Below are 21568 nucleotides of genomic sequence, written 5' to 3'. Positions count from 1 at the left end.
CCCTGATCAGCCCGGCTGCGCTACCCCGACCCGCTACGCCGGTCTGATCAGGGGGCGTCGAGGCACACACGTCAGAGGGGTCAAAGTTCGACGCCGATCCAGGGTCAAAATTCAACGCTGTTTGACATCCTTTCTGCGGGAACTGCGCGCCAGGCTGTCGGAACGCGGCGTCCGGGCCAGCACGAGTAGCCTGTCACGCTTCTTCGCCCGGCATGGGATCACCCGTAAAAAGGGGCTGTCCACGCGGCCGAGCAGGAGCGGCCGGACGTGAGGGCCGCGCGCGAGGACTGGTTCGATCGCCAACCCGACCTCGATCCGGATCGCTTGGTTTTCCTCGACGAAACGGCCGCCACGACGAAGATGGTCCGCCGCTATGGTCGTGCTCCGTGTGGTCAGCGCTGCCGGATCGCCGTGCCCCACGGCCACTACAAGACCACCACCATCACCGCCGCCCTGCGCGCCACGGGACTGATCGCCAGGAGCGTCTTCGATGGAGCCACGAATGGTATGCGCTTCCGCGCCTACGTGACCGACACCCTGGCTCCGGTGCTGAGGCGCGGTGACACCGTCATCCTCGACAATCTGAACGCCCACAAGGTCGCCGGGGTGCGCGAGGCCATCGAGGCGGTCGGCGCACGGGTTCTCTACCTTCCGCCCTACAGTCCCGACTTCAATCCGATCGAGCAGGTCTTTGCCAAGGTCAAAGCCCTCCTCCGAACGGCGGCAGCACGGACCGCCGCCGACCTGACCATCGCCATCGAGGACGCGTTCGCCGCCGTCCGGCCCGATGAGTGCCGAAACTACCTTACCGCTGCTGGATACGATGCCTACGAGCCAACCTGAAAGGGCACGACTCTAGCGTGACGCAGTCTCTGCCGGCGGTTGGGTAGCCATACGCATCAGGATCAATCGCCGCCGCACGTGACCAGGCGCTCGCGGCGAAGTTCGGCCTCTTCATCCGCCTGCTGTTGCCATGGCTCATCGAGTGAGCCGGCATCTGCCACGTCTGGCTTCTCAGAGGTCAGGCGCAGGCTGCGTGGATCAGCTGGAAGCGATCCGGTCGTCTCCGGCTCAGCGAGGCCGCATCCCTGCTCTCGCCGATCAGAATGTGCAGACGCGGAAGTCGCACACAGGGTCATCACCGCCATGATGGCAACGAGCTTCATCATTCGATCCGGCTGTCCCGAGTTGAGCGGAAGCGGTAGACGCCTGCCACACCAAGGTAGCGATGGCGGTTTCCCGATCCCCGAGATTGGCCTTCGCCCAGCTACTGCAGATGACGTTCGTCGGTGTTCGCCTTGATCCAATTTGGGGCCAGGATATCGCCGTCTTCGGTGATGATCCAAGGCTGCGCATACCCGATGTTGATCGCCGTTGCGGCTTCCGTCAGCGCCTCTCGCAGGGTGGAGAAGCTACGTCCGGTGGCGACCCGTGCAGGGGGATTGGTCGGCCAGAGGGTCAGGTCGGCAGGCTTGTCGAGAGCGGCAGGAGACATGGTCGGGCCTGGGTTCAGGACGGGGCGAGGCGTATGCTCGGTGTGAGTGATGATGGATAGGCAGCCACACGCGTGGCCGGCCAGGTCGTCATGCACGGGCGCTGCTTGCCGAGTATCCACCGGGCGAAGTCAGATCACGCCGATTTAGAGCCTGGCCGGGGAATGCTGATCTCGACGGTTTGGCCAGTGAGGGGGTTCAGGATCAGCATGGCGATGCCTCTCGACGGGGTTACCGGGAGAACCCGGCAGTCGGTCGGAGGATCAGGGGCGATCCGAGCAATTGGACGGACTTGGTCAACCGCCGGTTAACTCTGGCGATGGGCCTCATTGACCCTGGGCACGGTGCAACGTGTTGCACATGACCCTTCACATCGCGCTGGAACGAAGCGGTGCGCCACTGCCTCGCGAGGTAAGGGCGCCGTAGGTCCACGCACCGCTCTGCCGAAAGATCGTGCGGTGGGTATGATTGCGTCGGTGGCAGGGTGCGAAAAAGCTGCTGAACGAGTCCACCCGCAGGTGCGACAGGGGCCTCTTAAGTCAGTGCTTCCGGATGCGGCCTCAGTGTACCAGTATACCGCTGCACGATCCTCGGGCAGCCATCGTGGCTTCGGAGATGAGCCATGGCGACCCGTTGCTGTGCTACGTAGGTTCCGTGGGTGCGAACCTGTCCATGGCAGTCCGGACAGCGCTTCTTCGCGACACGGTGATGGGTGTGCGCCTCAGCTACCGAAACGAGCGTCCAAGCTCCGTCGATCAGCACCTCGCAACTGTCTCGGTCGGGCGTCGTCATACCGAACAGATGCCACTGCCAGAGGCGGAAGTAACGGACTTTTCGATCAGCAGCTGACCCCTTACCCCCATACTCCCCCGTTACTCCTCCTCAGCGGCTGACAGGATCTGGTCGAGGCCGTTGCGAGCGCGCCAGGAGTTGCGGATTTCCCGGCCAATGCCGCGTTTCATGAAGTAGCTATCGAGGTCAGAGCCAACCCGCTGGACCATTGCATCGAACACGGCACCGGCCTCCTCGGGGCAGTAGCCGGCATCGGTCAGGAGGCTCATCAGTGCCTTCCGAATTAGGGCGCGGGCTGTGTCATGGTTCGACCCCCGGTACTGTGTCAGCGTCACGAACAGGGCGATCCGCGCGACATCATCGCGGCGAGGCGCATTCCTTCCCTTCCGCTTAGCGGCGCTCTCGGCTGACACCTCGGCATGGCGGCGCTTGCGGACTTCCTGGATGGTCGAGAAGGCGGGCTTATCGTTCGGCATCGGCGGGCTCCCGTGAGTGAAGCCCCATCCTTGGCCGAGACGATGAAAGGCAGAACGGCCACTCGGCGCCTGCCGGGCAAATTTATTTTGCGACCGGCAGGCGCTTTTCACCTTGTGGTTCGCCCTGTCAGCACGCCGCAGCATACGGTGAGCACACCGTGGCACCATGTGCGCCAGTGATCCTCAGCAGGCCGCCATGCTTCTCCCGTCCTGAGCCGATCCTGTCGATCCTAGAGGCTATCGACGCGAGACCGATCCTCGCACATGCTAGGCCCTCGAACGACAAGGGAGACGGGCTCATGCCTTGGTGGCGTCGGCTACTCTGCATTCTCGTCGGTACGCCCATCGCCCTGTCGGGCGCTTTCCTCATGATGCAGGGCGTACCCCGTGTGCTCATCGTCGGGGCTTTCCTGCTCGGCATCGGTGGTCTGCTCGCCCTCTCAGGGATCTCCCCCGACGCAACACGGGACTACTGAGCGGACTGATCCTGAACAGGGATGTACTGCCGCACGATAGGCGCCACCCGCCGCTGCCCTGCCGTGACGACGGGGCGGCCGACCTGTTGAAGGCGCTCCCCAATCGTGACAGGAACCTGACCGGCGAAAAGCTGTCGTGCCTGCCCCGCATTGTAGGCGCCCCCAAGCCCCTCCGCGCTACGGCCAGCAAGGGCGCCGATGCCAGAGCCAACCAGCGAGTGAGAAGAAGCCGCGCCAAGCGATGCGCCGATGGCGGTCAGTGATTTGCGCATCAGCGATGCAAGCCGGTTGCCCGACTGCGAGGCGTTCGCCGTGCCGGCGCGTGAGGCCGTGGCGCGGATCACGTTCGCAAGGGACTGCATGTTCCCGCGCTCGTCTTCCGTGAAGAGGCGTTGAGCGAGGGATCGGCCGTCGCCGTTCAGAAACTCCCCAATCCGCGCGGCTGCACGCTGCGGTCCCTGTTCCATCGGCCCCAGCACGCGCTGCCAAGCGCCCTGACGGATCGCAGCCCATTCGGGGCTTTCAGGACCGAGCACGTCCCTCAGACGATCTGCGACGCGAACCGATGTCGCGTTCTGCCCGACCTTCGCGCCGCCATACAACCGGTTGGCGATCTGCTCCGGCGTGGCGTCGCGACTAATAATCTCGTCCATGACCCGGCCGACATCATCCCGGCCGCCCTGCTGTGTGAACGTTCGGCGGTATGAGGCATAGGCCTGCCGGGCGTCGCGGAGCGCGGTCAGGGCCTCGTCGGAGCCGGAGAACATGCCGTTCTCCATCGCCGTCTGGATCTGGTTATCGAACTGGTCGATGACGCCGCGCATGGCCCTCTGATCAGCGGGATTGCCCGCTGCCGCGCGAGCGTGCGCCGCGAGCTGCCGGCGGGCCTGATCCACGCCGCGCAGGTTGATGCCCGCGACCGTATCGCCCGCGCCGGGCTGTCCGATGCTGCCGAGCCGCAGATTGTCGATGTTGTCGAGGGTGCCGAGGGCTCGATGCGCCACCGGGGTTAGAACCGGATCGATGATGTGAGGTTCAGGGGCGCTGACCAAGGCGTCCGTGATCCGCCGCGAGATCGGCGAGGCATAGGCATCGGCTGGGGCAGTCGCCGCCGACGAAGCGCGGCCCGTGAACACGGCTGGGTCGAGCGCGCCTTCCTGCGCGAAGGCGGTATCGTAGCGGCTTCGATAGTCGTTGCGGGCTGTCTGGGCGAGATCCTGCACGCGGTCCATGACGACCTGGCCGGCATCCTGGTTCCTCTCCAAGGCGGACTGCCCACGTCCTGCCGCACCCTCGATGGTGGTCGCGGCATCGGTGATCGCTTGCCGTTGCCCCGTGCGAAAATCCTGCGCGATCCTCTGTGCTCTCTCGCCCATCGCGCCGCCCATCATGGCGTCCTCGCGAGCCAGTAGTGCCGGATCAGCAAATCGCTGGCCGGCAGTCAGAGGCACGCCCAACGCCTCCGCTTCCGCGACATGCGGAGCAACGGCCCTAGCCGCCGTCACCCCGCCTCGCGCAGCAGCCGAACCCGCGCTCATCGGGCTCGTGAGCATGGCGAATTCGGTCGCCCGCTTCACCGCATCGTCGCTGGTCGGGTCGAGGGTGCCGTCCAAGGCTTCACGAGTGAGGGTCAGCGCCCCCTGCCCTGCCCGGCCGGCATCCTTCAGCATGCCGACGAGGCTCGGCCCGTGCGGGCTTGGTTCAGTCAGCGTCCGCCTGATGTCCTGGCCGCCGCTCTCGATGCCGTTCAGCACGGAGTGGAAAGAGGGCATGGTAGGCCAATGCAGGTTGGCCCATCCGCCCTTCTGAGGATCGGCGGCAGCGGTCTGCGGGGCGGGGGCCTCGTCCAAGGTGAAGCCGGCCGGCAGCGCACTGGCCTGAGGCGACGCGGCAGGGACCGGGGCATCATCGAGGACGAAACCAGGGGGCAATTCGCTCACAAGGCACCTCCGGCAGTCGGGGAAGCCGTGGTGGACGGCGCGGGGTTTAGGGGAACCCACTGACCCCGGCTGAAAATGACCTTCTGTCCATCGGGGCCGCTGGCGGTCTGCCCCTCGCGGTACTGCTGGGGAGCCGGTTGAGGCCGGGGCTGGGCCGGCGAGGGAGACATCGGGTTCGCTGTGTACCGCTCCGGCTGCTGACCGTTGGCACGCTTGGCCGCCTGCCGCTCGGCTTCGAGCCCCCGCCGGGCCTGCTCAGGCGCCTTATGCGCCATGTCGATTTCCTTCTGCATCTGCTGAAGGACAGCGGCATAGGCTTCGGGACTGTCGGCCGTGCTCAGCATCTCGCGAGCGTGCTCCTTGTCGGAGACGGTCGGAGAGCCGGTCGGGCTGATCGCGCGGGCGAAGGTGTTGATGATCGTGTTGTTCGCCGCGACGAACTGCTTGAGCGCCGGGTCGCCCGTGTTGGCCTGCACCATCTGATAGGCGCGGTTCAGCGGCACGAACGACGTGCGCGGGACGGCGGCCGACGCATCCAAGCCCAACTGAATAGCGCCCTGCGCCTCGTAAGCCGCCGCCGCCATCCGGCCCGCCGACGTGCCGAGGGACCGGGCCTGTGCGCCCAACCCCATCGCATCCGCCGCCCGCTGTTGGATGTCGGTCGGATCAAGGCCCTGTTCGCGCGCCTTCTGCGCCACGAGCCCCTGAATTTTCGCGAGGTTTTCGGCACCTTGCGCACCGCGACCGAGACCGACGAGCGCCCTGGTATCGCCGGCCAGCACGCGCTCCGCGAGGAAGTTGGCCGTCTCATCCGGCATGGAACTGGCCGCGCTGGCGTTCTGCGCCAACGTCTGCCCGCTCGGACCTGCGAGAATGTCGCCCGGCTTGAGAACGTGGCCCGTCGTCGTCTTCCCGCCCATGATCCAGGCTTGGTTGCCGGGGTCCCTCGGATCCATCCCGCGAGCGACGAGCCAGTCCTCGCGCGCCTTCATCTGCGCTTGGATCTTCGCGCCCTCGTCCCTCGATTTGCCGGCGAACTCGGCATAGGTCCCATCGAACCCACCGCCGGCCGCCGACTTCGCGAACAGGTATTGCTTCGCGGTATCGGGAAGCTTCGTCTGGTCAATCTCGTTCGCGAGCAGCATCTTGACGACGCCCGCCTGCCCCTCTGAAAGCCCCGGCATGGCCGCGAGACGGAACAGAACCCCGATACGCTGCTGCGATCCGGCAGGACTGGCACCGACCGCTGCCGCCGCCGACTGCGGCAAGCCCGCCTGTGCGATATGCACGGGGGCCTGCGCCGACATCTGAGCCCGATCCGGGGCGGCATCGTCGGATGCCTGCCCCTCGCCCGGCATCTGCATGACCCGCCCGCCAGAGCTACCAACCGGCGCCGGAGCGTTCGAGGAGGAGGACGGCAGAGACATCACCGGCACGGGCCGCGCGCTCGCCGTACCAGCCCCGGAGAGACCCGGCGCGGGGTTCGCGACGGCGCCGCCCGGCGGGACATAGAAGGCCGCCTCCTGCGCACCCGGCGCCGGGAGATCTGCCTGCGGGTCGGCACTCGCCACCTGCCGCGAGGGCGAGGCGGGCGGCATCATACCCATGCGCGCCTCAAGGGCCTGCGTCTGCGCCTCGTCACCGGCATAGGCCACCTGCCGCGAAGCCGGAGGCGTCATCCCCATCCGCGTCTCAAGGGCCTGCACGCCCGCCTCATCGTCAGCGTAGGCCACCGGGCCGGGCGCCGGAGCGGCCTGCGCTTGCCGCACTGTCGAGGCGCCGCCGCCGCCGAACGAGCGGCCGAAATCTGCCATCACCTGCGCGCCGGTTTTCGGCGACCCGTCGCGGTTGAAGAACACATTGCGGTTGGCCGCGACCTGATCGGGGTTCGCGTAGCTCGCAGCGGGCGCATCGGGGTTGCGCATCACTCCGGCGACGAGGCGCCGACCACCACCGGCTCCGAGGAAGTGCAAAGCGTAGCGGCTGGCATCCGTCACCGGCAGGCCGGATTGAGTAAGGACGCCTTCGTTCTGTGCCGTGAGGGCGTTCGTGGCCCGCACCATCTGAGCGCGATCCGTGCGCCCGTCCTGGCCGCTGCCGACAGGCGTGAGCCCAAGCTCCGGCCGCTTGGAGGCGAGATCGTTCCACGTCCCCCGCGTGAACTGCCCGGCGCCACGGGCCGAGGAGGTCGGCGCCTGGGCGAAATCGTTGTTGTTGCTCTCACGCCTGAAGAGGTTCGCGACGTAACCGCCGCTCGGGCTCGAACTGTCGAGGAACGACGGCACGGACGGGGAGCCCGAAGCCTGACGCGGCACGCCCAGGGCTTCCGCCCCGTTGCCAGAGCCGCCACCCATGAAGGCGCCAAGAGCGCCAAAGGCGGTGTTGGCTTCCTTTGCGGCCTGCGCCTGCTGGCCCAACTTCAACAGACCGAGAGCCGCCCCCGGATCACCGGCTTCAAACGCGCCCCGTGCCGCTCCGGTATAATCGCCGGCCTGAACCTGCGCGCCAAGCGCAGCCAGAGCGTCCCGCTGCCTCCCTTGGCGGTAGGCATCTCCGAGACTAGCAAAGGCGCTGAAAGTTTCCCCAAACGACATTTAGCGCCCTCCCTACAGGCCCTTAAAGGGGTTGAAGTCGAGCGCGGACTTGCCGAGCCCGACGATGGCACCGAGGGCGTTCTCGCTGGCTTTCGTCTGGGACGCGGCAAGAGCGTTGTTGTTGCTCACGAGGGCACCCGTCGAATTGTTGATGAGGGCGTTGAACTGGTTGCCGAGACTTTGTTGCAGAGCCGCACCCTGCCCGAGGATGCTGGCCTGCATGTTGCCCTGCCCCGTACCGAGAGCCGACAAGGCGTTGCCGTAGCTTTGGCTGGCTCCGCCCTGAGTGGTCAGGCCGTTCGCCAAACCCTGCACTCCAGTCGTGTAGGTGCCGACGCCGCCTTTCAGGTTATCAACGTACTGCTGGAACCCCTGATTGGCTAAACCCGTCGCAGTCTTCAAGATGTCCGCAGTAGCGTTCCCACCAGCGAGACCACCACGAGCGGCGGCAGAGCGTTGAACGGCGCCCAGCGCGCTATCCATCGTATAATCGTAGCCGGGCGCTGCCTGAAAAGCCGCCGTTGCGCGCTGTGATCCTTCCGCACCGTTCGCGCCGATGGCGTCGTAGTAGCTGCCGAGCGCGCTAAGACCGTTACTGACGAGAGGCTGATAGGCCGAGGTCGCCTGCCCCAAGTAATTCTGCGTCTGCCCGTACTGGCTCGCGACATCGCCGCGCGCCCGGTCATATCCGCCCGTGGCGTATTGAAAGGCGCCCGGCCCCTGGTCCGAGCCGAGGAGGTAGTTCTGCCCCTGCCCGTAGGACGTGAGCAGCGCGTTGCCGCCCTGCTGTAGGCCGGTGTTGATCGCGGCGGCGTTGTTCTTGGCTGCCGTCTGCCCGGCGCCCCCGGTGAAAAAGTCGAGGAAGCTCATGGTCAGTGGACCTTCAGGCTAAAGGGCGGCGACACGTCAGGAGGGATTGCGAGCGGCGGCTTCGGGAGCCAGCGGCAGCGGGCCGCCGACATGGCCCAGACCTGGCCATCAGCGCCGACGCCGTAGAGATCTCGTGCGACGCCCTCGAACGCGAAGCCGGCCCGGCGGGCGTAGTCCTGAAGATCGGCGCGCTCGACGGGGATGCGAACGACGACGCGGGTCAGGTTGGTCGCGTAGAAGGCCCAGCGGCACACATCGCGGATCAGCCCTCGCGTAACCATTCCCCGGTTGGCGACCATCACGAGGTCGGCGCCATCAAGGGGGTGCGGGGCAGAGAGAACGAACAGAGCGCCGATGTTCTGAGCCGGGCGGTAGAAGCGCACCCACACCGGCAAGGTGCCGACCTGCCGACCGGTCGCAGCGCGGATCTGCTCATCCACCCAGGCAAGCGGATCGTTCACCGCGATCTGTACCGGCGCGGACGCGGCCTCCGGCTTCTTCGCCGCTGCGTCGAGGAGGATCCCGCCGACAAGCTCCTGCCACGTCGCCGGTGCGACCTCGTTTACGCCGAGGATTTCACCGAGCGTCTGATCGTCGTCCGCCGCCATCACGCGGCCCTCGGGATGGCAATGCTACGGTTGCCGGCTGGGGTAGAGGCAGCCGCGCGCGCTACAAAGGCCTGCGCAAGAGAACCAGCGGAGGCGTATTGATGGCTGACACTACCGAGCAACCGGACATCGAACTGGAGGGATCCGCTACGGCTCCCATCATCATGTTCGATGAAGCCCCGCTCTACGGGATCATGGGTGGCATCGGCCGGATAACCCTGTCTGCTATCCTTCAGGACGAAGACGGACAGGGCGGGGTCAAGCAGCGGCGAAAAGTAGTCGTTCACCTGCGTGGGAACGGGACAGCTTTTCACGCGCTCCGAGAGGCCATCAACGGTATGGAGATGCTGGCGACGCCTGCGCAAGGCGGCGACAAGCCCAACTAAACCCAGGCTGACCATAAAAAAGAAGCGGCGGTTTTTCATGCTGCCGCTCGCATAGCGGCAGCGCCGGGCGAAGTCGGCGGATCGCGGTCGGGACCGTTTGTGCGGATCGCGGCGAGCCCCACGGCCAGCGCGGTGCGCGTCACGACAGACAGGTGAGTGCCACCAGCACGTGCAGCGGCGTCGAGATCCCGGCGCAGCGCGGCCGGGAGGCGAAGGGTCAGAAAGTCGTCATGGGCGGCGCGCACGTCGAAACTCCCCGAGTAAAGCACTCAGGGAGTAGAACACGCATGAGGCGCTTGTGTCACAAATTTGTTCTTACTTGCCGTCCGCCTTATTCTTCGTGTCCATAAATAAGAAAAATATTTGCGCTTACCTCGCCGCTCAACGCGCCTTTGATGACTTCCCAGCTGTGGCGGCCTGCTCTGGCGCTGCCGGCTCTTTGCCATTCAGCGGCGGATAGAACCGCATCGCAGCATCTACCAAAACCTGAAATGCCTCGTCCGTAGGGTCTCCGCGCCGTAGAGCTACAGCGACACTAGCGGCCATCGCAGTAATAGTATCCCGATCCTGATATCTAGTGGACACTTCCCCGAGAGCGGCAAGAGCGTTCGTAAAAACAGGCTCAGAAGTATCGACGCGGCTACCGTCGTCAGGCTTCACAAGCTCTAGGACGCGAGAGGCAGCATCGCGAGCCATAAGCACGCTTTCGGCGTTAGCCGTCCATGTCTCTTTCGAGACAATCTCAATGACGTTCCAGGCTGATACTATGGCCGTCACAATGGATATATTTTTGTAGTTTCCGAAGCGCGTTAGTAATTCGTCATGTTGATCGAAAGACCGCTCTAATCGCTCCTCAATCTCATGACTTAGTGTGCGATCTGAAAGCTTAGCGGCTTCCTCAAGGCGCTCTCGGAGAGTGTCCCTGATCCGAGTATTGACCGGATTTCTCCTGTCCTCTCCTGCCTTCACTCGGCGCGCCATCACTCTCTCCTGTCCATGGTGTGCAGGGGTTAGCACGCCCTATTGCATCTGTCATGTCCTTACCGTACACATAGAGTGTGATGTCGTGGCATGACAACGGAGTGCAGGCATGAGCCGCCGACCGGATCCCTTTTCCCGGCCCAAGAATGAAGTTCGCGCAGAGGTAGAGGCGGACGCTCGTGCGGGCATCAACGTCGAGATCCGCCCTACAGCATGGGGGAGCAACTGGTCGCCCAGCGGCATCTATGCGCGCATCGCGGCCGGGAAGGTTCCAGCCGTTCGAGAAGGGCGAAAGCTTCTGCTGACCCCCGAAGGCGCCGCAAAATTCCTCGGCATCACGCTCGATAGGCCCGCCGCCTGATCTGACCCGCCTTCTGCGGGGAGCACCCCGCAGGCCGCCTTTTCCGGCGCCGAAGCGGCCGGCGCGACCAAGGCCCCATCCCGAGAGCAGACAAAAGTCGGCCCCGCACAAGCAGGGCGCTCGCCGGGGCCGAATGAAAGTTTGAATGTTGCCCCTGTCTTATAATCCACCTGCCGCCCGGCGGCAATCAAAACCCGTCCCCGCCCTTTCCGGTGAACCACTGAGCCTCGACGCGCTCCGCGCCCGCCGGGTTCTGTCCCGCGTGGCCGTCAGCGATGCCTTGGCTCGCGAGATCGGGCAGATGGCCTTCGCCTCTGTTGACCGCTGGGGCGCGCGCGCATGACGGCGCCCCATTCCATCGCCCCCGGCCTCGCGCACGACGCTATTCGCGAAAGGTGCAGCCTCGCCGCATCCTACGCCACCGCTGCCGCCTCGTTGGCCGCGACCGGCGACACCGCCGCGACGGTCCACAGTCTGGGCTGCGCGGCCCGCACGATCATGGCCGCCCTTGAAGCTGCCACGAGCTTGCGCCCCTCGAACGAACGGGGGCGTGCATGAGCGAGAGTTCGCTTTCCTTCACGGCACGCCGCCGGCTCCAAATCCTTGCGGCCGACGTAGACAAGATGGTCGCCAGCGACCGGGCCTTTTTCGAGCGTCGCCCCGAGCGGCGCCACCGCGTTCGGCGGTCATCGCAAGCCGAAATCGAAAGCTACGGCATTGTCGGCGGGGAGATCGACCTGCCCCCTGACCTCGCGCTCTTTACCCTCATCAAGAGCGTTGCGCCGGGTGCCCGTATCCGAATGTTCATCCCCGGCCCCGTCACCGCTTCCGGCGAGGACGAGACCGAGGAAGTCGCGGCCGGGGCGTGGCGGTTCTACGCCGACCGCACCCCTTGGGTTCGCGTAAAGGAGCACGCCCTGGAAGCTGCCGCGCGGCGCCCAGGCGGCCCGCTGTACGATGGGGGCGCGGGATGCCCCTAGCTCGCGCGATCATCGGCACCGTGGCCGGCATTCCGGCCGCGCTCGCGGAAGCCGATCTCGAAGACCTGTACGCCATCGAGCGTGCCCTACAGGACGCCCGAAACGGCATCCTTGAAATCGCCCTGCACCGCCATTCGTGCGCGGAGGGCCGTCGCCTCGTGGCGGAACATCGTCGCTGCGCCCTGTCTGCCATGCAGGAAGGAGGGCCGACAGAATGACGGCCGAACCCACCCGATACGTCCGCACCAAAGACGCGCAGCAGGCTGTGGAAGGCCATGAAGTCGAGATCGTCAACGCTCTCGGCATCCATTGGCGCGCGGGTCAGAAAGAGCACATTGACTGCCCCTACCCGAACCACGGAGGCGCGAAGGACTGGCGTCTCAATTCGAAGGGGCGGGGGATCTGCACCTGTACGGAGCGCAAGACCGACAGCGTGTTTGACATCGCCGGCAAGGTCGAGGGCCTAGACTTCGAGGCATCCAAGATCCGCTGCATGGAGATCGTTGGCCGCGCCGATCTGATCCGCGAGAAGTCAGGCGCGGGCGGTGGGCAGGCAACGGACGCCGATAGCCTTATGCGGGCGCCGGCCGAGCGCCGTGACGATAGCCTGCCCCGCGCTTACCTCGCGCACCGGCTCGGCATCCCCGCCGACGCGGTGCCGATGCCGGCGACGCCCACGGTCGGGCTGCGGGCGCTCGGCTACTTCGACCCGCCGAAGGGCAAAGGCACCGGCAAGCCCGTGCATGTCGGGGATTACCCCTGCACCGTATGGGGCCAGACCGACGCCGAAGGCCGCAGACACGCCCATCGGATCTACGTCGCCTCTAGCGGTGCCGGAAAAGCGGAACTCGGCCTCGCAGACAACGGTACGGCCCGAGACCCGAAGAAGTCGGCCAAGCGCACGGGAGAGGAAAGCACCGCCGGGCGTGTCGTGATCTGGGGCGACGCTCGCCGCGCGGCCTGGTGCATTATCGCGGAGGGGATCGAGACCGCCGCCTCCGTGGCCTACGCCTTCCGGCCGGAGATCGAGACCGGCGCGGCCTACGTCGCAGCCGGGGTCAATGCGAACGGCATCGAGGCGTTCGTGCCTTGGCCCGAGACAAAGCGCGTCACCGTCGCCGCCGACCGCGACGAAGCCGTGAAGATCAGCCGACCCAACCCCACGCGACGGGGCGAGCAAGCCGCCCGGCGGTTCGGCATCCGGCATCACGAAACCGTCGCCGTCGCTTACGCCCTAGCCGGCGAGCCCGGCAGCGCAACGGACTGGCTCGACGTGCACAACGTGCGCGGATCGGAGGCAGTGCGTGCCGGCATCCTCGCCGCCATGACCTACGCCCCCACGGTCGAGGAAATCGAGGAGGAGCGGAGCCGTTCCGACGCCCAGGACGAGCTTCAACGGGTTGTGGCGGATTACCCCCTGCCCGCCATGGAGGGGATGACGCTCGGGTATCAGCGCACCAAGAGCGGCCGGGTGTGGGTGCATCAGGCCGTGAAGGTTGGCGACGACGTGCAGATGGTGCCGGTCGCCTCGCCGTTCGGCGTGTTGGCCCGCCTGAGGTTCGCAGACGATGACGATGCCTACGGGCTGCGGATCGTGGCGCAGGACATGGGCGGGCGGCGCCGCAACCTCGACGTGGATCGTGCGACCTTCGCGCGTCAGGCGGCGGCCGAGACCCGCGCCATGCTCTACGCCGCCGGGCTGCGCACCGAGGGCGATGGAGAGCACGTCGCCGTCAAAGCGCTCAAGGCGGCCGACCCGCAGCGGGAAATCGCCGTCGTTCGTCGGCCGGGCTGGCATTTCGGGGAGGAGGGCGCGGACCCGTTCTTTGTTTGCCCCGATGGTCAGATTATCGGCCCTAAAGCCGAGGACGCACCCGAACTCTCGGTCAATGCGCGGATCGGCGCCAGCGTCGCGCGCGGTGGCACCTTGGAGGCGTGGCAGAAGGCCGTGGCGGCAGCTTGCACGGCCCCCCGGTGCGAGCATTGGATCATCGGCGCCATCGCTGGCTTCTGCGCCCCGGTCCTGTCGCTGTGCGGGCTCGACACCTGCGGCATCAACCTGTCGGGCATGACATCGGGCGGCAAGACCACCGCCCAGCGCCTCGCCGTTTCTGCGTGGTCCCGCGCCGCCCTCGACGTGCGGGATAGCCTCTTGCAGAGCGCCAGGGCGACCGCGAACGCCGTCGAGTTGATGGCCGCCCGATCCAACGGGACCGTGCTCGCGATGGACGAGCTAGGCCACGTCAACGGCAAGGAACTCGGCCGGATCATCTACTCTCTGGCGTCAGGCGTTGGCAAAGGTCGCATGAACGGCGACGCGCAGCGGCGGACTTCCTACACATGGTCTACCTTCGTCATGTTCTCGGCCGAAAAGAGCCTTGAGGAGAAGGTTCGCGGCGACGGCGGGGAATGGGCGGGCGGCATGGCCGTCCGCATCCCTGATATCGACATTTCGGGCATCAACCGCGCCGTAGATCAAGGCGTTCTGGACTTGATCGCTACGGTAGACCGGAACCATGGGCACGCTGGCCCCGCGTTCGTTGAGGCGATGATTGCCGCCGGGACGCACCGGCAGGCGCGAGAGATCCGCCAGGGCATTGATACATCGGCTCGCGCCATCGCTGGCCGTGACGCGGACGGCAAGCACGTCCGTGCGGCCCTGCCTTTCGCGATCCTCAACACCGCCGGGCGCCTCGCTCAGCGCCTCGGCATCCTGCCCGCCGAAATCGACGTAGCTCGTGCCGTGCAATGGGCATGGGCGCGGTTCGCGGACTCGTCCGATGCCGTCGCACTGGACCCCGAGCAGCAGGCGACGATGAACCTGCGGGCTTGGATCGCGGAGCGGTGGGGTTCGAGCATTCACCCGACCGTGCCGGATGACAATGGCCGAGTGTCGATGCGCGACGCCTTGGGCTGGTACGACGACGAAGCTGTCTACATCCCCGCGCAGCGGATCATTGAGGCCGCAGGCAAGAGCCTGAAAGAAATCGAGATCGGGCGGGCGCTCAAGGCACAGGGCTTTATCGCCAAGTCTCACGGGCCAGACTGCTTTTATGTTTCCTACGTCCCGAAGGTCGGAAAGCTGAAAGCCTACGCCCTATCCCGGAAAGCCTTTGGCCGTTCGCTAGAGGCCGAAACATCCTTTGGCGTCTACTTAGGGGGGCGCGCATGATCGACCTTGCCGCGCTGTTTCAGGAAGCCACAGAGGAACTTTCCGGGGGCGCATTTCCGGCATTTCCGGTTTGCGGGAAAGGCAAACCGGAACGTCAAACTATTGATAAAAAATACTTTTCCGGCATTTCCGGGGTTTCCGGTCGCTCGGATAGGGTTAACAATTCGTCCGCAGAAAAAACCATCCAGGCGCGCACGGGCGCGGGCGCGGGTGGGCGCGCGCGAAATGTGCCCGCAGAGGCGCCGGAAACACCGGAAACACCGGAAAAGCCTGCACCGGCAATGGGATGGCTTTCCGGTTCCTCTCTAGAAAAACCGGAAAAAAAGACAGAAACCGGAAATCGCGCCGCTCTGCCGGGCTCCCTCGCCGCCGCTCTCCCCGATTTCGAGGAGCGCGCCGCCTTCCTCGAATATGACTGTGGGCTCACGCGCCTTGCCGCCGAGGCCCAAGCCCGCGCCGAGTGTCAGCAGGCCGAGAGCGCGCCGCTAGTTCTGCGCCCCTCGCTCACCGCTATCCCGCGTGAGGATGGCTTGGCCCTATGGCGCGCAGGTATCGTTGCTTTGAGCCCGGCCGCCATTCCGTGTCCCGGATATCGAGGCGACGAATGGGAGTGCATCCGTAGCCAAGCTCTCGACTTCCTCGACAGGTTCGGCCCGCAGGCCGAGGCGTTGGGCTGGACTGCCGCCCGACTGTTCGGAGTGCATCCCGTCGCCGGCATCGTTCGGGTCGATACCTGCGGCGCCCTCGTCCTGCCGAGCGCCGGGGCCGTCCGCGCCATCAGGGCGACGGAGGTAAGCTTCGGCCACCTCACCTACCGCGAGAAGCCCGGCCAGCCGCAGGGTGTGCCTATCTGGGAGTTCGGCCGATGATCGCCGCCGCCGACATTTGGGGCTCGTTCTCCCGCAACTTCGACCCCGCCGAGTGCCACGCTCGACGCAGCCATAGACACCGCATTCACGCCTGCACCGAAACCCTGCGTCTCACGACCTCCGACATCAGCGCGTCGTTCATCGTGACGAAGCGCCGGGTCAGTAGCGGTCTCAGCAGAGGCAAAATTATCGGCACAAGCGCGCCGGAGAACGTCTCAACCTGTTCCAGCGTCACGACGCCCAACGCCTCCGTCACGCCGAAGCTATGCGTGCCGGTCATCAGCCTCGGCAAGCCGCCGCGCCATGTCAGTCGCGTGCCGTACTCCAGTTCCGTGATGATCGTCGGGACGCTGAAGAAGACCCTGCCTTCTAAGGTTAGCTCTGCTTTCCAGGCAGCACCTTCGGCCAGCTCGCCGTCTACCTTGCGGATGAATGGGTTCCATCGCGGGTACGACGACAAGTCGACCAGCACCGCCCACACCTCATCGGCACACCCCGGGATCGAAAGTTCGGTGGTGATCTGCATGGCAGCTTCTAACCGATCCTCTCCGCGAAAGGACTGAGCATGCCCCACAAGCCCGATCCCAACCTCGCGCGCCTGCTCGCCAAGCCGAGGCAGACCCCGCCGCCCCTGAGCCGACGCTGGCCACCTCGCTTCGTATGACCGCCGGAGCATCCTGGCGTCCTTCAGCGCCCTCGCCCGATCCGCAGCCTAACCGGAGCCCTACACTATGCCCCTGAACGACCTCGATGCCGTGTGGTTCAGGATCCACCCTGACAGGCAGTATCGCCTCCGCAAGCAGTCGCCCGCTGAGTTGCAGCAATGGCCGGCCCCACTTCACGAGGGCCTGACGGGATGGTGCATCATCCGCAAAGACGTTGGCACGATGGAGTTATTCGCCCTCACGACCGGCGAGACCTGGGGCGACAGTGACGAGGAGCTAGGCCCGTTCTTCAACGACATGCGTGAGCGGGCAGCATGAGCTTGCACACCTCATTTCGTCATTCTGCCTACGGCATCGGCGAGGGCATCAAGGATGACTTCGAGATCGTCGGTCGCCTTAAGCAGGGTCGCGATACCATCGCGTTGTGTGCCTGCCGGGTTCTCCGGGAGACCGGCCAGCAGTGCAGCGACCTCGTGCACCTCCACGCGGGCACGATCAACCGCCAACCCGATCATCTGAGCCTCGGCGGGGACGAGGCCGCCATCGGTTTCGCGACGACCCAAAAGACGCTGCATCGTCGTGACAGTCGCGGCCAAGGCAAAGAGATTGCTTGTTGCTGACATCTCAGGCGCGTCTGCCTTACCGCCCACATGGGCTTCGTTGCTCATGTACGAGTCCAATGCCGGAGCGCAGTCTTGGGTACATATGCGCTTCGTAGGCGTCGTCTCGACGAAATTTAGAAATTCACCCAGGTTTGATCGGCCAAGCTGTAGCTTCTCAAACCTCGGCTTCTCGTTCCACGACGACGCGCGGCACTCGGCTCCGTAGTCCACCGCCCCTACTCCTTGCCCGTCGCCTTTTTGATCTTCTGCGGGCTTGGCTCCGGGTTTTTAGTGACTGTCGTCTTTGTGTGGTTGGCCGCGTCGCGTTGCTCGGCCGAGGTGGGGTGCCCCTGCTTATCCAGGTGCTTTTCGCCAGTCCGTTCCCCGGCCTCACGTTCCTTCGCGGACCGATGGGTGCTGGCGGCTTGGTCATTGGCCATGAGGCTCTCCTATCGCTCAGCCAATCGCCAGCACGTTCCGAAGTTCGTGGTGACGTGGGTAAAGTGCGCTTTCGCCCTTCAGAAGCTGCGAAAGGTCTGCGGATACCGACTACCGCACAGCAAGAGGAGCGCACTCGTGAAATCTCTTAGCTGCTGCTATATATCATCCGTACTGGCTGTTCATTTGCTGTTGTCTACAGCCAGCCAAGCAGTCGGGATTTGACCATGCGCGGCCAAGGCAAGCCGTTCACTGAAGGCCAGTCGGGAAACCCTGCCGGTCGCCCCAAAGGCTCCCGCAACCGCTCGACCTTGGCCTTGGAGCAAATTTTCGAAGGCGAGGCGGAGAAGCTATCTCGCAAGGCCATTGAGATGGCGCTCGACGGTGACGGCCCGGCGATGAAGCTGTGCCTGGACCGCTTGCTGTCCCCGCGCAGGGACCGCAGCATCACCTTCGACCTGCCGGCGATCAACTCAGCGGCCGATCTACCCAAGGCGACGGAGGCCATGCTGCGCGCCGTAGCATTGGGCGAGATCACGCCCTCAGAGGCCGCCGACATCGGCAAGGCGGTATCGGCTCACATCGAAGCGATCACCGCCGCCGACCTGTCCGCCCGTCTGGCCCGCTTGGAGGAGCCGAGCCTATGAACCTCGCTAGCCTGGAACGCCGTCTCCGTGAGATTGAGGGCCGCCGGTCGGATGAGCCAACCGTCTATCTAGCCTGGGGCCACACTACCGCCGAAGCCGAGGCCACCCTCGAACGCGCCAAGCGAACGGGCGCTGTCACCGAGAAGGACGAGGCCGTTGCACTGGTCTGGCCCGACGCGGGGCCGGTGCCGCTGTCCCGCTGGGTCATTTTCGGCCGCAAGCACGAGGATGATCTCAGCGACCGCGAGCTTGAGATCCTATATGAGGCCAACGAGGCCGAAGCCGTGCGGAACGAGCGTGAGGCGGCTGCGGAACGGGGCGAGGATCTATCCCACCTCGATGACACGGACGTTCGGGTTCGCATCATCCGCCGCACGAGCCGAGATCGAGTTGGCGACCTACGGTTCCTGGCTGTCCGTGAGAACCCGACGCCGAAGATCCATTGGTCTGCCCCCGGCGATGGCCTCATGCGCCCGTGCGGCTGTCCTAGCTGCCAAGCTGGCGAGACCTCACCGCGCATCGCCTATCCCGCCCATCAGGCCCGGTTTCAGGCGTGGCTCAAGCGGTACGTGCCTGGGGAGGGGCTATTCGCATGAACCTCGCCTCCCTCGCCCAGCGCCTCACCCGCCTGGAAGGTCGCCAAGGCGCCGGCCGCATCACCGCGATCTGCAACCTGGCCAACCACCCGCCTGCCGTCCTGGCCGAGGCTATTCAGGATTGGCGCGCCTGGACTGCCGCTGGCAGGGCGCGCCGTGCTGGCTCCACCCTCATCCTGCACGCCGAGCGGATGACCGTTGCCGAATGGACCGCCCGGCATAGCCCACGCATCAGGAGTCTGTCGTGAAGCTCATCGACCTTGAACGCCGCCTCGCCCATATCGAGGCCGCTCGTTCCGTCGCTGCACCGACGCACATCCTCACGGATCGGGCGCTAGGCGACCCGGCCGGCGACCTTGAAGCGGCCGACGCCCTGGCGAACTTGCGGCAGTGGATAGAGCAGGGGCACGCTACGGTTCGGCATGGCGTGCTGTGCCTCAACCGGCCGGCGATGACGGCGGGGGAATGGGCTGTCGCGCACGTCACTGCAGATTAAACGGAACACTGAAGGTGCGCCCCCGATCCGGGCCTGTCGTCCGAACTGCCATGGGCGTTTTCCCGAAGCAGACGTTCGTTGGCCCTCAACTGACTTCTGTTCGTAACGGTGGACGGACGGCAGACCGTTGCCCAAAAGAGCAAGCACCTCACACACGAAACAAATAGGTCAGGCCGACAATCGTTGACGCGTTCGGGACACCAGCAGCCCGAAGCCCTTCGAAGACATCGCCACAGAACCAGCCTTTGCAGTCCGACCACCGGCTTCAGATAGGGCACGCTCCAACGTTGCGATGGCAGGTAGGCTAAGGAACCCATCGGCGATGATTATCGACAAGCCACCGACCATGGCGCCGGCAATCGCATCGGCAAGGTAGTGAGCGCCCTGAACCAGAGCAGTTGCCATGAGGCCGAGGGATATCGGAACCATCATGAAAAACAACCAGCGAAGACGGGACGTGGTGCCAAGGAGAATGATCGCAAGGCCCCAATGCATCGAGGGAAAAGTTATAATCCCGCCGCCTTCCGAGCTGTCGAGGATACGCATCGAACCATCACGCAAAGCATCTAGTTGCGCAATCGGTGTTGCTCCAATAGCGACGGTCCTAATTAAATCAGGGGTGATATATGCACCATAACCGTAAGCAGGAAATAGGCTAGACAGACCAGCAGTGATCAGAAAAGCGAAGATAATCGATATTGCTGCACGCTCGGCGATTTTATAAGCAGATCCGAACCACCCGCCGAACAACATTACGATGAACATCGACGGAAAAAACATATTATACGCGATACCCATAAACCAACATAAGGCTGGATAGTGACTCATCCATTCGATCACGGCCGCTCCATCAAATCCGAGGAGCAAATCTAAAGATCGATATAAATCGTCACAAAGCGGTAAACTTGGAGTCTGCGCAGAGTAGCATATAACGAGAATAGGCTCCCACGACAGCAGAAATATCGCCGAAGTCTCAAAGATAGTAGAAGCGTATGTAAGGCGTGGCGTCCATCGCCTGATGATTTGGCGGATGAGAATTACTACCACACCGAATATGAGGGAATGCCAAAGCGTTGATGACCGACCAATGTCGAGACCGGTTGCTGATCCAATCGCTCTACCCGCAATAATAACGATTGCACCGATAAGGTAGACGTGGATGCGCATTGTACCTCGCATGAGCACGGCATCTTAAACCTTAGGTGTAAAAAAGGGATGATCAGCTTCGGCTGTTGTCAGCGGAAGGACGGCCAAGCCACTCAATCGCCGGAAATGGGCAACATGGCTCATTACTGACGGTGACGTGCAAAGCGACTTGTTAACCGACTGGTATGGTTGATGATTTATGACCGCCTCGAATTGAGGTGACTTCATGCGCGTCCTACTGATTGAAGACGATACGACGGTCGCGCAGAGCATCGAATTGATGCTGAAGTCTGAAAGCTTTAACACGTACACGACGGATCTCGGGGAAGAGGGGATCGACCTCGGGAAGCTATACGATTACGACATCATCCTCCTCGACCTAAACCTGCCTGACATGTCGGGCTACGAGGTACTCCGCAAGCTCAGGATTGCGAAGGTAAGGACCCCAGTCCTCGTGCTCTCCGGCATGAGCAGCATTGAGGACAAGGTGAAGGGCCTCGGCTTCGGTGCCGACGACTATCTCACCAAGCCGTTCCACAAGGACGAGCTGGTCGCGCGCATTCACGCCATCGTTCGCCGGTCACAGGGACACGCCGAGTCGCTTGTCACCATCGGTGATCTGATCGTCAATTTGGACCAGAAGATCGTTGAAGCGTTAGGCCTGATCGTACCGCTCACGGCCAAGGAGTACCAGATGCTGGAACTCCTTGCCCTTCGGAAGGGCTCGACCATCACCAAAGAGATGTTCCTCACCCATCTCTACGGCGGCATGGACGAGCCGGACATAAAGATCATTGACGTCTTCATCTGCAAGCTGCGCAAGAAGCTGGCGAAGGCAAGCCAGGGCAAGAACTACATCGAGACCATCTGGGGGCGTGGCTACGTGATGCGTGAGGAAGCCCTGGCCATGTTTGCTGAAGTCAGCTGACAGCCTCGTTTACTGAACGGTATGGATTGGAGCGTGATTTCCCCTTACCGTT

At 64.4% G+C, this 21568-nt stretch carries 26 protein-coding genes and 1 pseudogene; 15 read left to right on the top strand and 12 right to left on the bottom strand.

Features of this window, described 5'->3' with window-relative positions; genetic code table 11:
• Nucleotides 1-130: 130 nt before the first annotated feature.
• Nucleotides 131-843: pseudogene (locus AAHF99_RS25115) on the top strand (IS630 family transposase); the annotation flags it as partial.
• Nucleotides 844-905: 62 nt separating this feature from the next.
• On the opposite strand, the gene AAHF99_RS25110 reads toward AAHF99_RS25115, so the two are convergent.
• The 3 genes from AAHF99_RS25110 to AAHF99_RS25100 form a co-directional block, all read right to left on the bottom strand.
• Entirely contained in the window at nt 906-1166 is a 261-nt protein-coding gene (locus AAHF99_RS25110) for a hypothetical protein (RefSeq protein WP_342167079.1), read from the bottom strand.
• 101 nt (nt 1167-1267) lie between these two features.
• Nucleotides 1268-1591: a hypothetical protein gene (locus AAHF99_RS25105; RefSeq protein ID WP_342167078.1), complete on the bottom strand. Its 324-nt coding sequence runs from the start codon at nt 1589-1591 to the stop codon at nt 1268-1270.
• A 774-nt stretch (nt 1592-2365) separates the two neighbouring features.
• Entirely contained in the window at nt 2366-2761 is a 396-nt protein-coding gene (locus AAHF99_RS25100; protein ID WP_342167077.1) for a hypothetical protein, read from the bottom strand.
• A 299-nt stretch (nt 2762-3060) separates the two neighbouring features.
• Between AAHF99_RS25100 and AAHF99_RS25095 the strand changes: the two genes are divergently transcribed.
• Complete coding sequence (locus AAHF99_RS25095) at nt 3061-3237, top strand: hypothetical protein (RefSeq protein ID WP_342167076.1); 177 nt, start codon at nt 3061-3063, stop codon at nt 3235-3237.
• Here AAHF99_RS25095 and AAHF99_RS25090 read toward each other — a convergent pair.
• The 4 genes from AAHF99_RS25090 to AAHF99_RS25075 are packed head-to-tail and all read right to left on the bottom strand — an operon-like array spanning nt 3231 to nt 9249.
• Entirely contained in the window at nt 3231-5177 is a 1947-nt protein-coding gene (locus AAHF99_RS25090) for a hypothetical protein (protein WP_342167075.1), read from the bottom strand. The two genes, AAHF99_RS25095 and AAHF99_RS25090, sit on opposite strands and share 7 nt — an antisense overlap.
• The gene (locus AAHF99_RS25085; protein ID WP_342167074.1) at nt 5174-7771 is read right to left on the bottom strand and encodes a hypothetical protein; all 2598 of its coding nucleotides are present in this window, start codon (nt 7769-7771) and stop codon (nt 5174-5176) included. The genes AAHF99_RS25090 and AAHF99_RS25085 overlap by 4 nt, the downstream gene beginning before the upstream one ends.
• A gap of 12 nt (nt 7772-7783) precedes the next feature.
• The gene (locus AAHF99_RS25080) at nt 7784-8641 is read right to left on the bottom strand and encodes a hypothetical protein (RefSeq protein ID WP_342167073.1); all 858 of its coding nucleotides are present in this window, start codon (nt 8639-8641) and stop codon (nt 7784-7786) included.
• 2 nt (nt 8642-8643) lie between these two features.
• Nucleotides 8644-9249, bottom strand: a complete 606-nt coding sequence (locus AAHF99_RS25075; RefSeq protein ID WP_342167072.1) for a hypothetical protein — start codon at nt 9247-9249, stop codon at nt 8644-8646.
• 101 nt (nt 9250-9350) lie between these two features.
• On the opposite strand from AAHF99_RS25075, the gene AAHF99_RS25070 reads away from it, so the two are divergent.
• Nucleotides 9351-9635: a hypothetical protein gene (locus tag AAHF99_RS25070; protein ID WP_342167071.1), complete on the top strand. Its 285-nt coding sequence runs from the start codon at nt 9351-9353 to the stop codon at nt 9633-9635.
• Between the two features lie 381 nt (nt 9636-10016).
• Here the strand turns inward: AAHF99_RS25070 and AAHF99_RS25065 are convergent, their stop codons facing one another.
• Nucleotides 10017-10616, bottom strand: a complete 600-nt coding sequence (locus tag AAHF99_RS25065) for a hypothetical protein (RefSeq protein WP_342167070.1) — start codon at nt 10614-10616, stop codon at nt 10017-10019.
• A gap of 109 nt (nt 10617-10725) precedes the next feature.
• On the opposite strand from AAHF99_RS25065, the gene AAHF99_RS25060 reads away from it, so the two are divergent.
• From AAHF99_RS25060 to AAHF99_RS25035, 6 genes are all read left to right on the top strand, one after another.
• Entirely contained in the window at nt 10726-10977 is a 252-nt protein-coding gene (locus tag AAHF99_RS25060) for a hypothetical protein (RefSeq protein ID WP_342167069.1), read from the top strand.
• A 339-nt stretch (nt 10978-11316) separates the two neighbouring features.
• Nucleotides 11317-11535, top strand: coding sequence for a hypothetical protein (locus AAHF99_RS25055; RefSeq protein ID WP_342167068.1), 219 nt, complete (start codon nt 11317-11319; stop codon nt 11533-11535).
• Entirely contained in the window at nt 11532-11957 is a 426-nt protein-coding gene (locus AAHF99_RS25050; RefSeq protein WP_342167067.1) for a hypothetical protein, read from the top strand. Before AAHF99_RS25055 ends, AAHF99_RS25050 begins: the two co-directional genes overlap by 4 nt.
• A 20-nt stretch (nt 11958-11977) precedes the next feature.
• Nucleotides 11978-12175 carry a hypothetical protein gene (locus tag AAHF99_RS25045; RefSeq protein WP_342167066.1) on the top strand — a complete coding sequence of 66 codons (198 nt, stop codon included), beginning with the start codon at nt 11978-11980 and terminating at the stop codon, nt 12173-12175.
• On the top strand, nt 12172-15129 hold the full coding sequence (locus tag AAHF99_RS25040) for a DUF927 domain-containing protein (RefSeq protein ID WP_342167065.1): 2958 nt from the start codon (nt 12172-12174) through the stop codon (nt 15127-15129). The genes AAHF99_RS25045 and AAHF99_RS25040 overlap by 4 nt, the downstream gene beginning before the upstream one ends.
• Nucleotides 15126-15998, top strand: coding sequence for a hypothetical protein (locus tag AAHF99_RS25035; RefSeq protein ID WP_342167064.1), 873 nt, complete (start codon nt 15126-15128; stop codon nt 15996-15998). Before AAHF99_RS25040 ends, AAHF99_RS25035 begins: the two co-directional genes overlap by 4 nt.
• Nucleotides 15999-16083: 85 nt before the next feature.
• On the opposite strand, the gene AAHF99_RS25030 is transcribed toward AAHF99_RS25035, so the two are convergent.
• Nucleotides 16084-16524, bottom strand: coding sequence for an SRPBCC domain-containing protein (locus AAHF99_RS25030; RefSeq protein WP_342167063.1), 441 nt, complete (start codon nt 16522-16524; stop codon nt 16084-16086).
• 205 nt (nt 16525-16729) lie between these two features.
• Here AAHF99_RS25030 and AAHF99_RS25025 point away from each other — a divergent pair, with 205 nt between their 5' ends.
• On the top strand, nt 16730-16981 hold the full coding sequence (locus tag AAHF99_RS25025) for a hypothetical protein (RefSeq protein ID WP_342167062.1): 252 nt from the start codon (nt 16730-16732) through the stop codon (nt 16979-16981).
• A gap of 11 nt (nt 16982-16992) precedes the next feature.
• Here AAHF99_RS25025 and AAHF99_RS25020 read toward each other — a convergent pair whose 3' ends face one another.
• A complete protein-coding gene (locus tag AAHF99_RS25020; protein WP_342167061.1) occupies nt 16993-17331 on the bottom strand; it encodes a hypothetical protein in 339 nt (112 codons plus the stop codon).
• Between the two features lie 170 nt (nt 17332-17501).
• Nucleotides 17502-17705: a hypothetical protein gene (locus AAHF99_RS25015; RefSeq protein WP_342167060.1), complete on the bottom strand. Its 204-nt coding sequence runs from the start codon at nt 17703-17705 to the stop codon at nt 17502-17504.
• 225 nt (nt 17706-17930) lie between these two features.
• Between AAHF99_RS25015 and AAHF99_RS25010 the strand changes: the two genes are divergently transcribed.
• Genes AAHF99_RS25010 through AAHF99_RS24995 form a run of 4 tightly spaced genes read left to right on the top strand, consistent with a single transcriptional unit; the run spans nt 17931 to nt 19442 of the window.
• Nucleotides 17931-18350: a DUF5681 domain-containing protein gene (locus AAHF99_RS25010; protein ID WP_342167059.1), complete on the top strand. Its 420-nt coding sequence runs from the start codon at nt 17931-17933 to the stop codon at nt 18348-18350.
• Complete coding sequence (locus AAHF99_RS25005; protein WP_342167058.1) at nt 18347-18946, top strand: hypothetical protein; 600 nt, start codon at nt 18347-18349, stop codon at nt 18944-18946. The genes AAHF99_RS25010 and AAHF99_RS25005 overlap by 4 nt, the downstream gene beginning before the upstream one ends.
• On the top strand, nt 18943-19194 hold the full coding sequence (locus AAHF99_RS25000; RefSeq protein ID WP_342167057.1) for a hypothetical protein: 252 nt from the start codon (nt 18943-18945) through the stop codon (nt 19192-19194). Before AAHF99_RS25005 ends, AAHF99_RS25000 begins: the two co-directional genes overlap by 4 nt.
• Nucleotides 19191-19442, top strand: coding sequence for a hypothetical protein (locus tag AAHF99_RS24995; protein ID WP_342167056.1), 252 nt, complete (start codon nt 19191-19193; stop codon nt 19440-19442). Before AAHF99_RS25000 ends, AAHF99_RS24995 begins: the two co-directional genes overlap by 4 nt.
• Before the next feature lie 168 nt (nt 19443-19610).
• Here the strand turns inward: AAHF99_RS24995 and AAHF99_RS24990 are convergent, their stop codons facing one another.
• On the bottom strand, nt 19611-20609 hold the full coding sequence (locus AAHF99_RS24990) for a phosphatase PAP2 family protein (protein WP_342167055.1): 999 nt from the start codon (nt 20607-20609) through the stop codon (nt 19611-19613).
• A gap of 205 nt (nt 20610-20814) precedes the next feature.
• Here AAHF99_RS24990 and ctrA point away from each other — a divergent pair, with 205 nt between their 5' ends.
• Nucleotides 20815-21516 (top strand): response regulator transcription factor CtrA, encoded by a 702-nt coding sequence (ctrA, locus tag AAHF99_RS24985; RefSeq protein WP_342167054.1) that lies wholly within the window; start codon nt 20815-20817, stop codon nt 21514-21516.
• Nucleotides 21517-21568: the final 52 nt, after the last annotated feature.

It is taken from the genome of Methylobacterium litchii, from assembly GCF_038442315.1.
Classification (GTDB): domain Bacteria; phylum Pseudomonadota; class Alphaproteobacteria; order Rhizobiales; family Beijerinckiaceae; genus Methylobacterium; species Methylobacterium litchii.
This window is presented reverse-complemented; position numbering and strand designations above follow the sequence as displayed.